This is a genomic window from Cohnella soli (assembly GCF_042655525.1).
Taxonomy (GTDB): Bacteria; Bacillota; Bacilli; order Paenibacillales; family Paenibacillaceae; genus Cohnella; species Cohnella soli.
The window spans coordinates 556040-572339 of record NZ_JBHSMI010000052.1 but is presented as its reverse complement, the minus strand read 5'-3'; the positions used below and the strand labels follow the sequence as shown (position 1 = coordinate 572339).

The 16300-nt window shown below is 45.5% G+C and carries 15 protein-coding genes and 3 pseudogenes; all 18 read right to left on the bottom strand.

Annotation, left to right across the window (positions count from 1 at the left end; genetic code table 11):
* Positions 1-41: 41 nt before the first annotated feature.
* Positions 42-137, bottom strand: a pseudogene (locus tag ACFPOF_RS26555) (hypothetical protein); the annotation flags it as partial.
* A gap of 659 nt (positions 138-796) precedes the next feature.
* A complete protein-coding gene (locus ACFPOF_RS26550) occupies positions 797-1369 on the bottom strand; it encodes a TetR/AcrR family transcriptional regulator (RefSeq protein WP_378138383.1) in 573 nt (190 codons plus the stop codon).
* A 77-nt stretch (positions 1370-1446) separates the two neighbouring features.
* Positions 1447-1839, bottom strand: coding sequence for a tRNA-binding protein (locus tag ACFPOF_RS26545; protein WP_378138381.1), 393 nt, complete (start codon positions 1837-1839; stop codon positions 1447-1449).
* A gap of 13 nt (positions 1840-1852) precedes the next feature.
* Positions 1853-3904: a transglycosylase domain-containing protein gene (locus ACFPOF_RS26540; RefSeq protein ID WP_378138379.1), complete on the bottom strand. Its 2052-nt coding sequence runs from the start codon at positions 3902-3904 to the stop codon at positions 1853-1855.
* Between the two features lie 1150 nt (positions 3905-5054).
* Positions 5055-5386: pseudogene (locus tag ACFPOF_RS26535) on the bottom strand (VOC family protein).
* 137 nt (positions 5387-5523) lie between these two features.
* Positions 5524-6234, bottom strand: a complete 711-nt coding sequence (locus ACFPOF_RS26530) for a 2OG-Fe(II) oxygenase (protein ID WP_378138553.1) — start codon at positions 6232-6234, stop codon at positions 5524-5526.
* Between the two features lie 42 nt (positions 6235-6276).
* Positions 6277-6519: pseudogene (locus tag ACFPOF_RS26525) on the bottom strand (methylated-DNA--[protein]-cysteine S-methyltransferase); the annotation flags it as partial.
* A gap of 426 nt (positions 6520-6945) precedes the next feature.
* On the bottom strand, positions 6946-8823 hold the full coding sequence (locus ACFPOF_RS26520) for an ABC transporter permease (RefSeq protein WP_378138377.1): 1878 nt from the start codon (positions 8821-8823) through the stop codon (positions 6946-6948).
* The gene (locus tag ACFPOF_RS26515) at positions 8798-9568 is read right to left on the bottom strand and encodes an ABC transporter ATP-binding protein (RefSeq protein WP_378138375.1); all 771 of its coding nucleotides are present in this window, start codon (positions 9566-9568) and stop codon (positions 8798-8800) included. Before ACFPOF_RS26515 ends, ACFPOF_RS26520 begins: the two co-directional genes overlap by 26 nt.
* 102 nt (positions 9569-9670) lie before the next feature.
* Positions 9671-10666 (bottom strand): sensor histidine kinase, encoded by a 996-nt coding sequence (locus ACFPOF_RS26510; RefSeq protein ID WP_378138373.1) that lies wholly within the window; start codon positions 10664-10666, stop codon positions 9671-9673.
* Positions 10663-11391: a response regulator transcription factor gene (locus tag ACFPOF_RS26505; RefSeq protein ID WP_378138371.1), complete on the bottom strand. Its 729-nt coding sequence runs from the start codon at positions 11389-11391 to the stop codon at positions 10663-10665. Before ACFPOF_RS26505 ends, ACFPOF_RS26510 begins: the two co-directional genes overlap by 4 nt.
* Positions 11392-11527: 136 nt before the next feature.
* The gene (locus tag ACFPOF_RS26500; protein ID WP_378138369.1) at positions 11528-12055 is read right to left on the bottom strand and encodes a hypothetical protein; all 528 of its coding nucleotides are present in this window, start codon (positions 12053-12055) and stop codon (positions 11528-11530) included.
* Positions 12052-12465, bottom strand: a complete 414-nt coding sequence (locus ACFPOF_RS26495) for a MerR family transcriptional regulator (RefSeq protein WP_378138367.1) — start codon at positions 12463-12465, stop codon at positions 12052-12054. The genes ACFPOF_RS26500 and ACFPOF_RS26495 overlap by 4 nt, the downstream gene beginning before the upstream one ends.
* A 456-nt stretch (positions 12466-12921) precedes the next feature.
* Positions 12922-13356, bottom strand: coding sequence for a hypothetical protein (locus ACFPOF_RS26490; protein WP_378138365.1), 435 nt, complete (start codon positions 13354-13356; stop codon positions 12922-12924).
* Positions 13357-13412: 56 nt separating this feature from the next.
* Complete coding sequence (locus ACFPOF_RS26485; protein ID WP_378138552.1) at positions 13413-13751, bottom strand: DUF1801 domain-containing protein; 339 nt, start codon at positions 13749-13751, stop codon at positions 13413-13415.
* A gap of 31 nt (positions 13752-13782) precedes the next feature.
* Positions 13783-14376 carry a TetR/AcrR family transcriptional regulator gene (locus tag ACFPOF_RS26480; RefSeq protein WP_378138551.1) on the bottom strand — a complete coding sequence of 198 codons (594 nt, stop codon included), beginning with the start codon at positions 14374-14376 and terminating at the stop codon, positions 13783-13785.
* A 502-nt stretch (positions 14377-14878) separates the two neighbouring features.
* Complete coding sequence (locus ACFPOF_RS26475; RefSeq protein WP_378138363.1) at positions 14879-15346, bottom strand: GNAT family N-acetyltransferase; 468 nt, start codon at positions 15344-15346, stop codon at positions 14879-14881.
* Between the two features lie 179 nt (positions 15347-15525).
* On the bottom strand, positions 15526-16275 hold the full coding sequence (locus ACFPOF_RS26470) for a DUF6612 family protein (RefSeq protein WP_378138361.1): 750 nt from the start codon (positions 16273-16275) through the stop codon (positions 15526-15528).
* Positions 16276-16300: the final 25 nt, after the last annotated feature.

Here is a 16300-nt window from a genome sequence, read left to right as displayed (position 1 = left end):
TGGATTCTACTAATTCGTGTATTTTCTCGTGATTCTCATCATCAAGATCCTGACCATAATCTGGTGTGCCATTCATCGGGAGTAAGACGAAGTGCTGAGTATCTCTGTTCAAGTTGCCGAGCAAGTGTAGTCTTTCCGCTACATGGGAGACATTCGACCTCACTTGTTACGCATTCTTCTTCTTATTTCATCCAATAGTAAGGCTCTTTCCACTTCAGATGTGGCATCTGATGAAAGCTTTCGCGCTGCAACAGGAGCGATCCAAGGCTCGATTTCTGCGTACCTGATGCCAGATAGTCGTTCATACTCCTCTAAGAATATACGGATTGTCGATCCCCTGATAATGTCTAAAAAGGGATTCAGTTCAGCAGGCAGATACGGGGGGGTGACCGCATATTGAATCAGAATGATGTATTCTGCCAATGGTGCTCTGCCAATATCGTGCCGTGATTCGGGCGTCTAAATGGTCTTCCGACAAATCCAGTCCGTTCTCTCCTTTATTCGACCCTATCGTCTTGTTTATAAAACGGTTTAAGATTGACTCGCCATAAACCCGTTCAAAAACAACGCCCGGTCTCCCTTCTACAGTAACCAAGCCGAACGGCTCGGGCACAGGTAGTCCGCACTCCCAAGCACTTCGACAATGATTCCATTCTCTTTGTAAGGCAGCGGAGCTTGTGTTAGGCTTTGCCAATTTGACAATCTTGCTGCCGTCTTCCCATTCGAATACTTCCGCACATGCGCCTTCTCCCAGCTTTGGTCCTACGGCATTCGTCATGCATGGAGCCCCCTTAAGTCATAATAACCCTTCTTTTTTCGTGAGCATTATGTACATTTCTTCTAGCATCTCTGTAGCCTCATCAATATCTAACTCGATTGTATTAGTGTTAATCCTAGTTCCAATCCCTAACCAATACGTAATCAACTTAAAAAAGACGTTTTTGGCCTTGCTCTCTTCAAGCTCACTTAGCCGGTTATCGATCCGTAAAAAAGCAGCAAATAACTCCTCACTAAGCTTGTCAGTGTTCCGCGCTAAAAATTGTCTTCTGTAATCAGTAAGATATAGTGCTTTGAATAAACCCTTTTCTTCTTGGGCAAACAAAAGGCATCCGATAGCCAAATTCATGGCGGCTGAGTTCTTTTCGTTGTAATACTGATTCATTCTGGCTAGAGCAAAATCAACGGCACGGTTATACACATCGTCTTTTACCTCTTCCATGCTTGCATACATACTGTATATTGGCTGGGTTGAGCATTTTAGCTTTTGGGCAATGCTTCTTGCTGACAAAACCTCAACTCCATGCCCCCTTACGATTTCAAATGCGGCATTTAACACTTTCTCTTTTGTTATTACTGCTTTGGGAGGCAATTCGTCATCCCCTTCAAATAACAATCGTTATATAACGTATGTTATACAACGATTGTTATGATGTCAATGTGTTTTGGTTAAAAATACCAGCCGAACTGCCCGTTAGCTGAACAGCCTTCAGGATCACCCCAGCAGGCTGCAGGTTTCAAGAGAATCACATCGCCGATTTCCAGGATTCTACCAAGAACCAAAGCATCCGATTTGAATCCCGCTACGCGCCGAGGAGGATCGTTCATGATTCCGATCACTCGCCTTCCGATCATATCCTCCGTGTTGGTTCGCTTCGTTATCTGCGAACTTGAAGTTTTCAGCCCGATCTCAGGCCCAAAATCGATGATGAGCTTTATCATAGGGATCATTGCTTCTTCAACCATCTCTGCTTCCACTATCGTACCGGTACGAATGTCAAGCGCCGTATTGTCATTAATAGGGGCAAATCTTTTCGCATCTTCGTAATCGACTTTCATCATAAGTACACTCCCATTACTCGTCCTTTTTGTTTTTCTTGCCTTCCGATTTGCCGTGCTTCGGATGCTTGTCTTTCTCTTTTTTCTCATGTTTCTGGTTCTTCTTATCTTTCTTGTCTTTGTGATCCTTTTCCGATTCTGATTCGCCTTGCTTCGCGGGCTTCTTCTGCGAAATTCCGTCAGCCTTCGGAAAAGGAAGCACCGGCTCGCCGCGAAGCGCTTCGCTCATCAGCTTCTGGAATACGGCGGCCGCCGCTTTGGAGGTCGTAGTCAAATAATGGCTGCCGTCCGTATGGTCGTATCCAAGCCAGACAGCTCCGACAAGTTGTGGCGTGTACCCGACGAACCAGTTATCCTTGATGCCCTTCCCGCCGGTGCCGGGCATTTCCGTTGTTCCCGTCTTCCCGGCGACTGGACGTTCCGCAAGACCGGCCAATTGGCCCGTACCTTCGCTTACGACGCCTACGAGCACCGAGGTCATCGTCCGGGCCACCGCGGGTTCGGTCGTCTTGACTGGCACCGGTTCGGAATCGGCCGGCACGGTATCGCCATCTGCGGTCTCGATACGGATAATCGAATGAGCCGGTATCCTCGTCCCGTCATTCGCGAATACGCCGAACGCTTCGGCCATATCCAGCGGTGATACCCCTTCCTGCAAGCCGCCAAGCGCCAAACCGAGGGTTCTATCCGCATCCGTAAGCTCAAGACCGAACCGTTTCGCCGCATCCATGCCGGCATCGATTCCGATTTCGTTCAGCAGCCGAACGGCCGGGATATTATAAGAGTTAATAATCGCGTCATAGATCGAGACTTCCCCATGGTATCCCCCTCCGGCATTTTGCGGTTGATAGCCGCCGAAATCGACAGGCTCGTCCAACAACGAATCCTCCAGGGTATACCCACGCTCGAAAGCAGGCGTATAAACCGAAATCGGCTTCATGGTCGAGCCGGGCTGACGCTTCAACTGCACGGCGCGGTTGAACCCGCGGAACGGCTGCTTGCCCCGACCGCCGATCAACGCCCTGATGCCGCCATCGCGCGGATCGACCAACACGGCGCCGCTCTGGATCAGTTGATCGGCCACGCTAGCTGGGAACACGGAAGACTGCGCAAAGACGCTCTCAGCGGCTTGCTGCATGCGAGGATCAAGCGCCGTGTATATTCGCAGGCCGCCATGCAGCACGTCGTTTTCCGTCAGTCCGTACCGATCGGAAGCCTCTCGGATGACCTGATCGATGTAATACGGGTATTTCATCGCTTCGGACGCGCTTGACTTGTCGGAGCCGCGTAAGCTGATCGGCTCCTGAACGGCGGCATCGTAAGTTGCGGCGGTGATTTTCCCTTGATCCTTCATGAGCCCCAGGACGACGTCGCGCCGCTGTAGCGCCTTCTCCTTGTGCGTGAAAGGCGACAGTGCCGAAGGCGCCTTGAGGATCCCCGCCAGCATCGCCGATTGCGAAAGCGTCAACCGATTTACGCTAACACCGAAATAAACATCGGCCGCCTTTTGGATCCCCCAAGCGCCTTCGCCGAAATAGATTTGATTGAGATACATCGCAATGATTTGCGGTTTGTCGTACGTCTTTTCGATTTTTTGGGCGAGCAGCAGCTCCTTCCACTTCCTGGTCCATGTTCGCTCCTGCGACAGAAAGACGTTCTTGGCCAACTGCTGCGTAAGGGTACTCGCTCCCTGTACCGTCTTGCCGTTCGTCAGGTTGGTAAATAGCGCACGGCCGATTCCTAATAAATCCGTCCCGCCATGCTCGAAAAACCGTTTATCTTCAACGGCAACGACCGCGTCGACCAAGTGCCTCGGCAAACGATCATAGCTTACGGCCTCGGTCGCGTGAACCGGCGATAATCGCAACGCTTCCTTACCGTTCCGGTCATAAAAGACCGTCGCCGCGGGAAGCGGCTTGTCCAGCAGGGAAACATCCTGCTTGTCGACCAATAGGCCGAAGATGAACCCCCCTATGAAGATAAACAAGCCTAAAGCCAGAAAGCCGGCTATCATGAATTTCTTCCATACTTTGCGTTGCTTTGATTTCTCTATGATGACGGGTTCCATGCCACTTCCTCCATACGCTTACGGTTAACATGAATAACTATTCGCAGCAAATGTCGAATTTCAGGGGGTACATGCCAAAAATTTATCCGATGCCCCGGGGCGAGCCGATTCCCATTCATGAAAAAGAACCCGGCCAATTGGACTGAGTTCCGTTTTCTTTTACATAGTAAGAAGCGCGTTTCTTAACTTAATCGATCATATGCAGGTATTGAAGGAATCGCTTCAGCATGACGGCCGCTTGAGCTCTTGTCGCGGATGCCGTCGGCGCGAATCGTCCGTCGGCATTCCCGTCATGATGCCGACTTGTCCCGAGCAAAAGTGATGCTATATAGATCAATACCCAATTATGTAGGGTTCTTTCGAATAAAGATATTTACCTACACATTTGCAGTGAAACTGAATACCTTACATTGAACTTAAAAAGGAGAGTGACTGTTTAATGGGTAGATTACCAGGACCTCCGGGCCCTCCAGGACCACAAGGACCCGCTGGGCCACAAGGCGCCACCGGACCACAAGGCCCCGCTGGGCCACAAGGCGCCACCGGACCACAAGGCCCCGCTGGACCACAAGGACCCGCTGGAGCCCCAGGGCTCTTAACTGGATTTAATTGTGCAAAGTATGCTGGTACTCCACCTATCGTCTTAACCGCAACCGCACCAACGGCTACCGTGTTAACTGTAACGGTAAATGTGACCGCAGTTACCAATACAGTTTGGTTGACCGGCTACGTAACATGGACACCGAGCTCTAATAATACGTTCATAACATTACAAATTGTTCGTGATGATGGAACAGTAATTGGTACCGCACAGGATACTTCATCAATGGCTAACTCACCTTTCACGATTGCTCTTACAACTTGCGACGAAGCACCGCTTACCGGCACTCATTCCTATACTCTTCGGGCTACAGGCAATAACCTATCCGGGCAACAAACAATGACGATAAACTTCGCTGGACTTACCGCTGCTGTTTTAAACACCTAGATTTAATTCTCCACAATTGTTTGTCCAGCGGCAGTCGTTTAGTTGCTGCCGCTGGATACTTGATATCGTGCAACGAGGTTCATGAGCAAATATCTACGGAAATATGAACTTATGGACAGGTTGGACATACAGAAAACAACTCTATGATTGAGAGGGCTTGTTTCAACTATCGTGCTCGATATTCCATTCACTTAAATAAGGTACATATCCGATTTCTTGAGGCTCATCTTGTAGCCATGAAATCAATTCTAATTCATTATTATCAGGATCATTAAAATAAATAGATGCAGCAGGCATCCAAGTATGGACAATTGGTTCTATATAAATCCAATTCAGTTCCAAATGCAAAGTGTCTTCTTTGCACTTCATTGCCTTTCGGAACTTCCCAAAGTCCTAATTACTAACGATAGTTCTAGGCCTAAACTCTTATAGAATTCTATAGATGTATTCAGATCTTTAACTTGTAAATGAGTCTCATATAAGTTCCGAATCATGATGTTTACTCCTTAACCTTAAATTATCCCATATCCAAAATATTCGCGATGTGATTACAATACCCTGCCCTTAGCTTAATGATATGACCGATCGGTAATCGGTAAACATTAATACCAGAATATTCCGATAATATTTGTCACTTTGCGTCGTGGAAAATAATCCCTAAGCTATATCTATTACCAGAGTGAATCGTACCAACTCCATGTCTTAACGTTGTCCGGTAATAACCACGCGTCCCTTGAACAGGACGGTGTTGGGTCGGAAAAATAAGTCCTTCTCCTTGATTCAAAGTGATAACGTGGCCCCTACTCTGGGCGCGTGGTCTTTGTTCTACAAGCAAAAACTCTCCACCTGAAAAATCCACTTCTCGCTGGTTTAGTGCAAAGACTACTTGGAAAGGAAAGAATACTTCCCCATATAGATCTTGATGTAAGCAATTATAGCCACCCGATTCATATTTCAGAATTAATGGCGTTGGTCGATTCTGGCCTGCTTGATGACAATGAGATAAAAAATCAGATAATTCTTCGGGATACCTGGCATCTTGACCTAAATGTTTTAGCCAGCGATTAGCTGCTTTGGCAAGCTCCGGATATAATTGTTCACGTAATCGTTGCACGCTGTCTGGGAGAGGATGATTAAAGTATTTATACTCCCCTAGACCAAACCCGTACCGTTTCATATTTATTGTGCTACGATAGAGCGCTTCGTCATCGTATCCTTCCATAAGCAATGTACAAACGTCTGGGGCAATCAAACGTGGCAACCTGGCGTAACCATGTTCATCAAGTGATTGATGCAAAGCTTGCCAGTCCAATCCACTGCCCTCATTTCTGTTGAGTAACATATCGTACCGTTGTAAAGAAGTCCCTTTTAAGTGAAGTGGGAAACTGAATGAATCACGGATTCCTTGAAAATATTGTACGATCTCCGTTGAAAAGAGACGCAAACCTTCATTATCTTGGACTAGTGTTTTGTTTGGATAATGGACTGCTGCCCATCCCTCCAATTCTTCAAACGGATGATTATTCGCGCCTACAAAGCAAAGCCCACCTTCTGTGACGGCGATATGCATTTTCCATTCTCCTTGCGCAATCAATGTCCAATAAATGCTTTCGTTGTTATTTGACATGACTAACTGTCTCCTTCGCACTTAGTTTATACCATTGTCGATGACCTTCCGGTGTTGTCCCGTTTCTATGGAACAGTTCATCAATAGTATAACTAGGTGAACTAATTTTGTACTTTTTATCGAATCAAACAACAAGAATTCGAAAGAACGGTGGTTGTGGGGTTCTTGTCCCGAGGAAAAGACAAGAACTTGCATCGATAAAATAAAAAAACCGCGCAGCACACGGATCTTAATGAATGTAAGTTCTTGTCCTTCTACAAGATTTAGTTCCATCGCTGACATGATCGTCATATCCGGGATTGAGCTCCATTTGCAGGAGGATGGGAGCTTGAAATAAAAATGCAAATCATCCATAGACCTGCCCTCGTTTCCTCAAATGTGAAGAGCCGGTAAAGGTGAATGATTCACCTTTATCGGCTCTTTAATCTACATTGCGACTTGTTTGACATAACGGGAACGAATAAGCAGGAAATAAACAAGCTGGATCAGTACGAACGTGCCGAGCACCATAAATGCTTCTTTCATTAACGAATGGCCGAAGAGATGCTGCATGGCGGTTAAGGCAACCGCACCGTGAACCGTCGCTACGATAATGGGGACGAAAAACAAGATGAACAGCTGTTTCGTCACGATTCCGGACAATTCCCCTCCCGTTAACCCTAGCTTCGTAATGGCGGAGAACTTTGTTTGATCATCCGGCAGATCCGAATAAAGCCGGAAATATAAGAAGCTGCCCGATGCTACGAAGAACACCGCTCCGATGAAGAAGCCGATAAAGAGAACGACACTGTAGCCCTTTTCTATTTCGAAAAGATCGTAAGCAAGTGCCTTGAATCCGTTGTTTTTTCCTTTTAATTGCTTCGAAAGTCTCTCTCCGGCATCCCTTGTATCGTATAAGCTAGTCTGCACTTCAAAGGCATAAAAAACATCCTTCTTACCGGGTACCAACTTGTCGAACATGGTGTCTGTTACGACATAGTAGCTTGAGAAGTTCGGAATGGCAACCGACGGTTGTCTGCCAATCGGATCAAGGGTAATGCCGCTGACTGCTAATTGTACCTTCTTCAGCGCACCCGCCGCCGCGTTAAATTTGAGCGAGTTCTCGTAATAAATCATCATCGACTGGCCTTCCTTCAGGGCGACGGGTTGCTCGCCTGCGGCGACCGCGATCGGATTAAATTCCGACTGCTTCACAATCATTGCGTCTATTTGCGTATTTACTGCTTTAACCCGCGACATAGTGGCTTGTAGACGATTGTATTGAATATGATCCGCTTGAAGCTCCCGTTCGATCAAAGCGAGATCATCGGCAGCATGCTCATTGGAGCCCGAATAGTCGATATACTCGAAAGCATAAGGATTTTCGCTTTTCACCGTTTTGATCATCATCGCCCGAAAACCGACAAGGGAACCGATGGCCGAAAAAGCGACTGTCGATAATATCGCTACCATGAAAAACGTCCGGGCATTATCCTTCATTCGATAAGCGAGATCGGACAAGAACAGCATATTCGTTTTGCGCCAGAAAAACGAACGCTTCGATCTGAACTTATGGATGAGAAATACGCTAAGCTGGGTGAATAAGAAGTAAGTGCCTATGATAACAACGATCGTTACTGGAACCATTGCGTACACGACGAAGATGCCTTTCACGATTAAAGCAACCGCGTAACCACAACTTAGTAGCAAAACGGCGAGCCACGACAATAAAGCCGAAAATTTCGGCTCCGTTTTCGGTTTCGCGCTACCCTTGATAAGGTCAATTAGCTTGTTCGTTCTTAAGATTGTCACTGTAAACAAGGAAATGAACACGAACAAGACAACGAAAGCGAGAAATGTCAAAGCAAGCGCCTTAAACGGCATGTAGAAAGGCAGGGCAGTATCCAAATGCATAAATCTTTCCGCTATGAGCAGCATTAATTTTGAGAAGATGAGCCCCATCCCGATACCTGCTAACGTAGCGAAAAAACCGATCATAATATTTTCAAGGAAGATCATCGTTCTTAATTGCGTATTCGTCATCCCAAGCATGACCATGAGACCGAATTCCTTCTTGCGTGTTTTCAGAAACGCGCTCATCGAGTACAGCACGAAGAAAAAGGAGAACACGTAAATCAAGCTTTCCGCAAAATGCATCCCGAACTTGATGTTCTTATTGATCGAATCGTCCCCGAGCCCCGGATGGAAAGCAAATACGGCATAGATGAAAAACACCATTACAGAGAAGGCGCTGCTAAGAAAATAGGCGGCATACGTGCGCTTGTTGCGCAGGACATTGTTAAACGCGAATTGACGAAAGGTCATGCGCGTTCCCCCCTAGCAGCGAAAGTACGTCGATAATTTTCTGGAAAAATGCCTGCCGACTATTTCCGCAATAAATCTCGTTAAACAGCTGGCCGTCTTTAATGAAAATGACCCGATGGCAATAGCTTGCAGCCAATGCATCATGCGTGACCAGCATCATCGCCGTGCCTTCGTTGCGGTTAATCTCGTTTAAAGTCTCCATGACGGCTTTTGCGGACTTGGAATCAAGGTTGCCCGTCGGTTCATCGGCAAACAGAAACTTCGGCGAATGAATCATCGCTCTTGCAATCGCTGTCCGCTGGGCTTGTCCGCCGGAAATTTCGTATGTGCGTTTTTTCAAAATCGCTTCTATCCCGAGTGTCTTGGCAATTGCGACAACCTTCTCCTCCATATGCTTAACGCTTACGCCGTCCAGCGTTAACGGCAGCACGATGTTTTCCTCTACCGTTAGCGTGTTCAGCAAGTTGAAATCTTGGAATACGAACCCCAATTGCTTGCGGCGGAACAACGCCAACTCCCGCTTGCTGAGCTTGTGCGGGTTGCTGCCGTTAATGAGCACTTCCCCAGACGTAGGAGCGTCGATCGCCGCAACGAGATTTAGCAGCGTCGTTTTGCCGCTTCCGGACGGCCCCATAATACCGACAAATTCCCCTTGCTCAATTGACATATTGATGTCGGTCAACGCCCTGGACGGAACCTTGCCTTCGTAGATTTTGTTTAATTGGCGAACACTTAACATTTCCATTCCCTGTCTTCTCCTCCCGCTTGCACTTCGCAAGCTTGCTTTATGTACCCTAGTGTATAGGAAAAGGGGGAGCGTACCTGATCGATTAACCTTTCACTTTCCTTACATCTTTGTAAGGTAAGATACGAACATGATTCGCACGGTGGTACCTTGCCCGACTTGCGATTCAAGTTCAATGCGATGACCGAGACGGTTGCATATTTCCTGAACGAAATATAGCCCCATGCCAGTCGATTCGCGATACTTCCTGCCGTTTTCCCCGGTGTAGAAAGGTTGAAAGACGCGTTTGCGATCCTCGGGAGGAATGCCGATGCCCCGGTCCTTTATCTCGAGAATCGCCTCCTTGTTGGTCGTGGAGGACGAAAACGTAATTTTCTGATGCGAATCCGCTGAATACTTGATCGCATTCGTGACCACCTGCCCAATCAGAAAAGCAAGCCATTTGCCGTCGCTATCCACGAACAGCCGCGGATCTACTTGAAGCTCGGGGTACACTTTGCTGCCAATAAAATAGCGCTTATGTTCGTGAATGACATTTTCCACGATTGCCCTTAGTCCGACGCTTTCCACGTTGAAGTCCCGTTCGAACGCGCCTAGACGGGCGGCATACAGCATCGTTTCCAGCCCCTTCTCTATTCTGTCCGTTTCTTCAAGCACGCTAACGGAACGCGGATCGTCTCCCTCCTCCATCAAAAGGCGAATGACGGATAACGGCGTTTTCATCTGATGCATCCATTGATTCATGAAGGCGAGATGATCGCTCTGAATTTTCTCGAGCTGCTTCAACTGTTGCTGATAGTGCCCGTACTGCGATTTCAGGAGCCGGTCGAACGCTTCTGCGAAAGGCGCATTGCCGCTGCGATCGGCGACGGAATCATCCAACGTCTCCAGCGGTGTCACCAATTTGTGATATAACGATTGGTGGGTATAGTAACGATAGAACAAATAACCTGTCAGCACGACCAAACCTAGAAAAATCGCATATAACGCGGTAGGGACGTTCCGATATCCATCTAGCCAATAAATAAGCAGCACGAGAAACAATTGAATGATGTGAATGATGACAAGCGGAATATGCTCGCGCATAAATAATTTCATGATCGCTCAAGCTCCTCGCCGTTCCAGGTGACCTGGAGCCTGTAGCCGGCACCGCGCACCGTTTCGATGCCGTTTTCGATGCCGATTTCCTGCAATTTTTTGCGCAACCGGGTGATATTCACATTTAGCGTATTCTCATCGACGAAAGCCTGATCGTCCCACAGCTTTTCCAATAAAGCTTCGCGGCTTACGACGCGAGGATGTTGCGCCATGAGCGCCTCCAAGAGATCGCTTTCTTTTTTTGTAACGGGCAAACGGATTCCGTTCAATTCCACTTCCAGTCTTTCCGGATAGATAGCCATTCCGGACAGTTTCACGATTCGCTCGTGCGCATGGTTTTGGTTTGCATACTCGCCGTAAGCGCGCCGCAGCTGGCTGCGAATTTTCGCCATGACGACTTCCATATGGAAAGGTTTCGTAATGTAATCGTCCCCGCCGTATTCGAGCGCCATCACTTGATCCATTTCGCCGGAACGGGCGGAAATAAAGAGCAGCTGGCATTTCGATTGAAGCCGGATTTGTCTGCACCAGTAGAAGCCGTCGAATTTGGGCAAGTTTACGTCCATCAAGACGAGATGAGGATCGAATGCCTGAAAATACGCAAGCACCCGGTCGAAATCCTCGACAACGCCGGCCACATATCCATATTTCTCGATCGCCGCCTTCAATATCGCCGCCAGCTTCGGATCATCTTCGCATATCATAATTCGCTGCGCTGTGCTCATGTTTCTTTTCCTCCTGTTGCTAGGCTCCACTCACACCGCATAATACGGTCTTGATTGAGCTACATAGTCAGGCGAAACGCTGTGTTCATCCATGTATGTTCCACAACGTAAGGTATACGATTCACGGATTGCCTTCCTATTGTATAGTTCCTTCAATTCGATACTTCTTTTCCCATTCAGAAATATGATGTTCAATTCTGATAATCTTCATTGGTGTAAGTTCGATATACTCTTGTGCATCGCTACTTTCGAATTGCTGCCTCAGTTCTTTAATCTTTTCAACAACTTCTTCATCAGTGCTAATGCTATCGATTTCCTCTTCTGATACAACCATTAAGGGAACAAAGTGTTCAACGCGAGTGACCCTTCCAACTTCGTCTTTGTAGCTAATTGCCACATTGATGGTTTTTTTTTCGCATGTTACTGGTTCTCGAGTGAAGATTTCAATGAAGACATCATTTGCAACTCGTGGGTTAAGAATAAATATTTCTCCGGTGCTATCTTCATCAACACCATTTACACTACGAGTTCGATGAATACCTATCGGAAGAGATATCTGTATTCGAACATTCTCAACTTGACCAATTGGAGCAATTTGAATCCAAAGATGATTCATGCCTTCTTCATTTTCTATTGCTGTTTTTGCATGCCGGACTTTGATCATCGATTCCCCTCTCCTTTCAGTAATTGGGTAACGGTTTCGATCATCTTAATTTTCAATTCCGGTGAAACACGTGAACTGACCGAGATAATAACATCATCGTTTAAGACATGTGTTTCGTTCCGAAAAATCTGATTTAATTGATATAATTTAAGATTTTCACCAATTTTAATAATTTCCTCAATCGGCAAACTCGCTAACTTTTCTTGTGCTGAGGCTAAGGTTTCACCGCTTCTAGACAACGTGAGAATGGCACGAAGAAAATGAAGATGATTATCCGTATACACCCTTTTATTACCAACCAATTCAAGAGGCGGGATAATTCCTATCTGTGTGTAATATCTAACCGTTCTTAAGTTTATTTGAGGGTCGTCGTTCTGCAAAATATCAGCTATTTGCTTCGCTGTGTACATATTCAACACGATCACCTACCTAATCCAAGAATTGTTTACACTTCACTGTTTCAGTTACAGTTTAGTGTAACGAAATGCGAATGTCAATATTCGTCTCACGTCATCACTCTTGATAACGCTTCCGTTTTACCACTACTCGTGATACGATTCACCTCAATTGATCTTCAATTTAACTGCCCGATCGATTAGCCAAGCCATTATCAAAGCCTGTTTTTCAGCTCTTCTGGAAATTCTGATAATGTCTTTAGATTTTTGTCGTTAGAGTACAATGTCCCTATTTTTGTGCATTTTCTCTCGACACAAAAGTCGGGACATAAAAACAAAAAAGCTTGATTTCTCAAGCTTCGGTGCAATCAGTTATGTCCCGTCGAATGACAAGAACATACATCGATTATCTATGGCTTTCCGCGATGCGGTTAGGTGGTGAGGATGTGTCGCCTGAGTCCGCTTCCTCGCTTAACTCATACGAGTCATTACAAATTGATAACCACCACCTGGCCACTCCCACGCCCCTGTCAATGTGTTTCCATCTTCACTGAAGGTTGATTTGGAAAATGTTGAAGAACCTATGGTACCACGCCAAATGATTAGGGTATCTCCTTTCAATTCATAAGTATAATCTGTTATATAACCGCCATCTGAGTAAGATCGAGAAGTAATATTGGGTTCCGACTCTGCAGCCCCAAACCCTTTCACATACCCAATTATATCTAGCGATTTCATTACACGATCCTGGAAATCCATTGCGCTACGCTGCATAAGGAAATATCCATCATCCATCCACTCATAAGTTACCGTACCGCTAGCACCGCCAGAGATCTTCCAAGTGCCTACCATTCGATCTAATTCTTTCATTCCAGGTCTTGCCGATACATTTACCGTATTTTTCACAGTATTTCCTCCCATGGCTTATCATTTTTGATGTCCTACTCATGTCCGATTCAATGCTACAGTTTGGTGGAAGTCTGAACCAGCAGATTGGCCAATAGATCATAATCGGGTGTATCCTCTTTGCGGATTTTTAACCATTTTCTCTCGTCAGGCCCTTCAAATCCTTTCGGAAACGTAATGCCGGATGCGTTCATGATCATAAATGCAATGGCATCTTTAGAAGGTGAAATAACGGCCGCATAATGCCCATTTTTTAGGAAATGAGGCTTTTTGTATTGGATACGTTCTTCTGCATCTGGAATCGTTTGATGGACCATTTGACGCAATCGGTTGCTCACTTCGATTTGCCATGGTTGATTAAGATTTTCGATGAATGCAGAAACTTCCTCGTTCATCATATTTTTTAACTCCTCTCTTAAATGCGCTTTAGGAATTGGGGGCTAGAGACCTGACAAAGATCTTTACGTTCTCTTGTATAAACTGTTCGAGACTGATACCAGGATAATTGTTCCCGGCTTCCAGGTCATTAATAAACGCACCATATTGGGCCATCATGAATGAGAAACCCTGCATGGTAGGGTTCGAACAAACGATTTTTCCTTTTTCGTTCATCGTGGTGAAGTAATCCGTTAGTAACGTCAACAGCTGGCGCGGATGCTTCAATCGACGTTCTTTAAAACCCGGAATATTGACCTCATCCTTTAGGGCAATCTGTATTAGCTTTCGGTCCCGGTTCATAATATCATGATATTTTCTGCTTATTGTTAGGAGGTCACTTTCTAACTCCCATACAAGCTGCTCGCTGAAGAGTATTCGCATCTCTTCAGCATATTGAAAACGTTCAAGAGCAGTTTCGAGCAATTTTTGTTTGCTTCCGAAATGTCGAAAAAGCGTCATTTCGCTTAAATTGGCGGCTATTGCAATTTCTTGTGTCGTGACGCCGTTATAGCCTCTCTCCGAAATGAGGTCGATCGCTGCACGTAACAATTTCTCCGTACTCACTTGCTTAGCTTGGCGCATGATCAGCTCCCTTTCTGAAGGATAAGACACGTAATGATTGTTAGTAATCACTAACATTAGCTTAGTCATAAATAATGCTCCAGTCAAGTCCTAGATGCGCCTTACTATAAAATAATATCGGGATTAAGGATATGAGTGTTTGTCCTCAATCGAGTAAAGCTGCAAGTTCTTGCCCCGAGGAGAAGACAAGAACTTACATCGATAAAAAAATCTGCGTAATCATGATGATTCAGTGCGCTCGCTGTTATCCTTAACCTTGAACTGCATCCGTGTTCATAGAGTTGATTGCCCACATATGGCCGTCCAAGTCCTCGAAGACCCAATGATACATGAATCCATAATCCTCAGGTTCTTCGTACGATTTCCCGCATAAGGAGACCGCAAAACCTAAGCATGATACCAATACATTGGCCTTTCATCTATCTTCTCAAAGCATAATTTGTTGGCTAGATTATTTGATTCGATGTTATTGGAATGACAACACCAATTTGGAGTTAATTGTTTATTCAAACTTTATGAACTCAACTCCGAGTGCTGTAGCAAGTCCTTGTCTTTTATAGTTCTCTATAGTAATGATATCGATCTCAGCGAAATTCCCTCCAATGTATGGCGATGTGCACACGCTTATTAGATCATTATTACATGTAAGAAAATGACCAATTCCAAAATTGCAAAAATGTTGATTTGAATCCCAGACCAACTTGTAATAGGGGTAGAACTTCTCTCGATAATCATCTGAGATCTTTTCATTCAAAGGGAAATATTCATAACCGTTTCTAAATTTCATTGTTTCTCCAGCAAATGTATTATTTAATTCAATATCCCACTCATCAGTGAATATTCCTAATGCAAAAAAACGATTATGATTCATCGGATCATTCATGAAACGAATTACAGATTTATTGAATTGATCGTCATTTTCTTTACCTGCTAGGCAGTAAAATCCACTCGTTGGTTTCATATATCGCATATTTACGAACTTCACAAATTATCCCATTCCGAAATATTCGCGAAGTGATTACAATATCCTCCCGTTTTGCTTATAAAGACAGACGTCAGAATCAAAGTATGTTCTTATTGGTTTACCAAAACAACAAAACTCCCCGCATGGAGGAGTTTGGACTATCAGTTTATTGCGATTTATTCAAACTATTGCGAAACATTCGGAACTTTGATTTCTTTCACTTTATTATAGGATACGTAAGTATACGTCATTTCGGTTTTCATCGTTTGACCCATGACGGTCATTTCGGAAATCATGTACATTTTTTTAGGCAAGGACGTTTTCGTATCGACCGTGATCTTCATTTGCAGCTTTTTCGTTTCCGCGTCTCCGCTTCCTTCTTCACCTTTTGCCAAGAACAATTTATTGTATTTCGCAGGATTGACCGTGATCGTAATTTCCTGATCCGTTCCGACTTTCTTTACTTCAGTCTTGTCGATAACCTGCTTGAACTGCTTATTGAAAATATTATCTGCACCGGCTGACTGATCCTCGTTGCTTGCCTCCCCTGGAGTTGCCACCCATTCCCCGTCCGGAGTCTTAATATACATTTTGTTGCCCACGCTAATGATTTCTTGCGTCACATTCTGCGTGCCGTCATTGAACGATGTTTTCATCGAAAAAGCCGGCTTCGGCTTCATGATGATATCGCTTTCCATCGTCATCTGTGTTTTTTGCCCTGCGGTCGTCATCGTGGATTTGGCCTTGTAGGAGTAGCTATTAACCTTCGCAAATGCCGCAAACAATTTGTCGTACGCCACCACCGCCGCAGACGACGCCGTTGCCGCCGGTTTCGCGGCAGCCGCCGATACCGCGCTCGCGCCGATGCCGACCGAGCCTACGTAAATCGCTAGCGCCAAGCCTGTTTTTGCTAAATTACACACCATTTTTTTCATGTTAAGTTGCCATCCTTTTTATCAA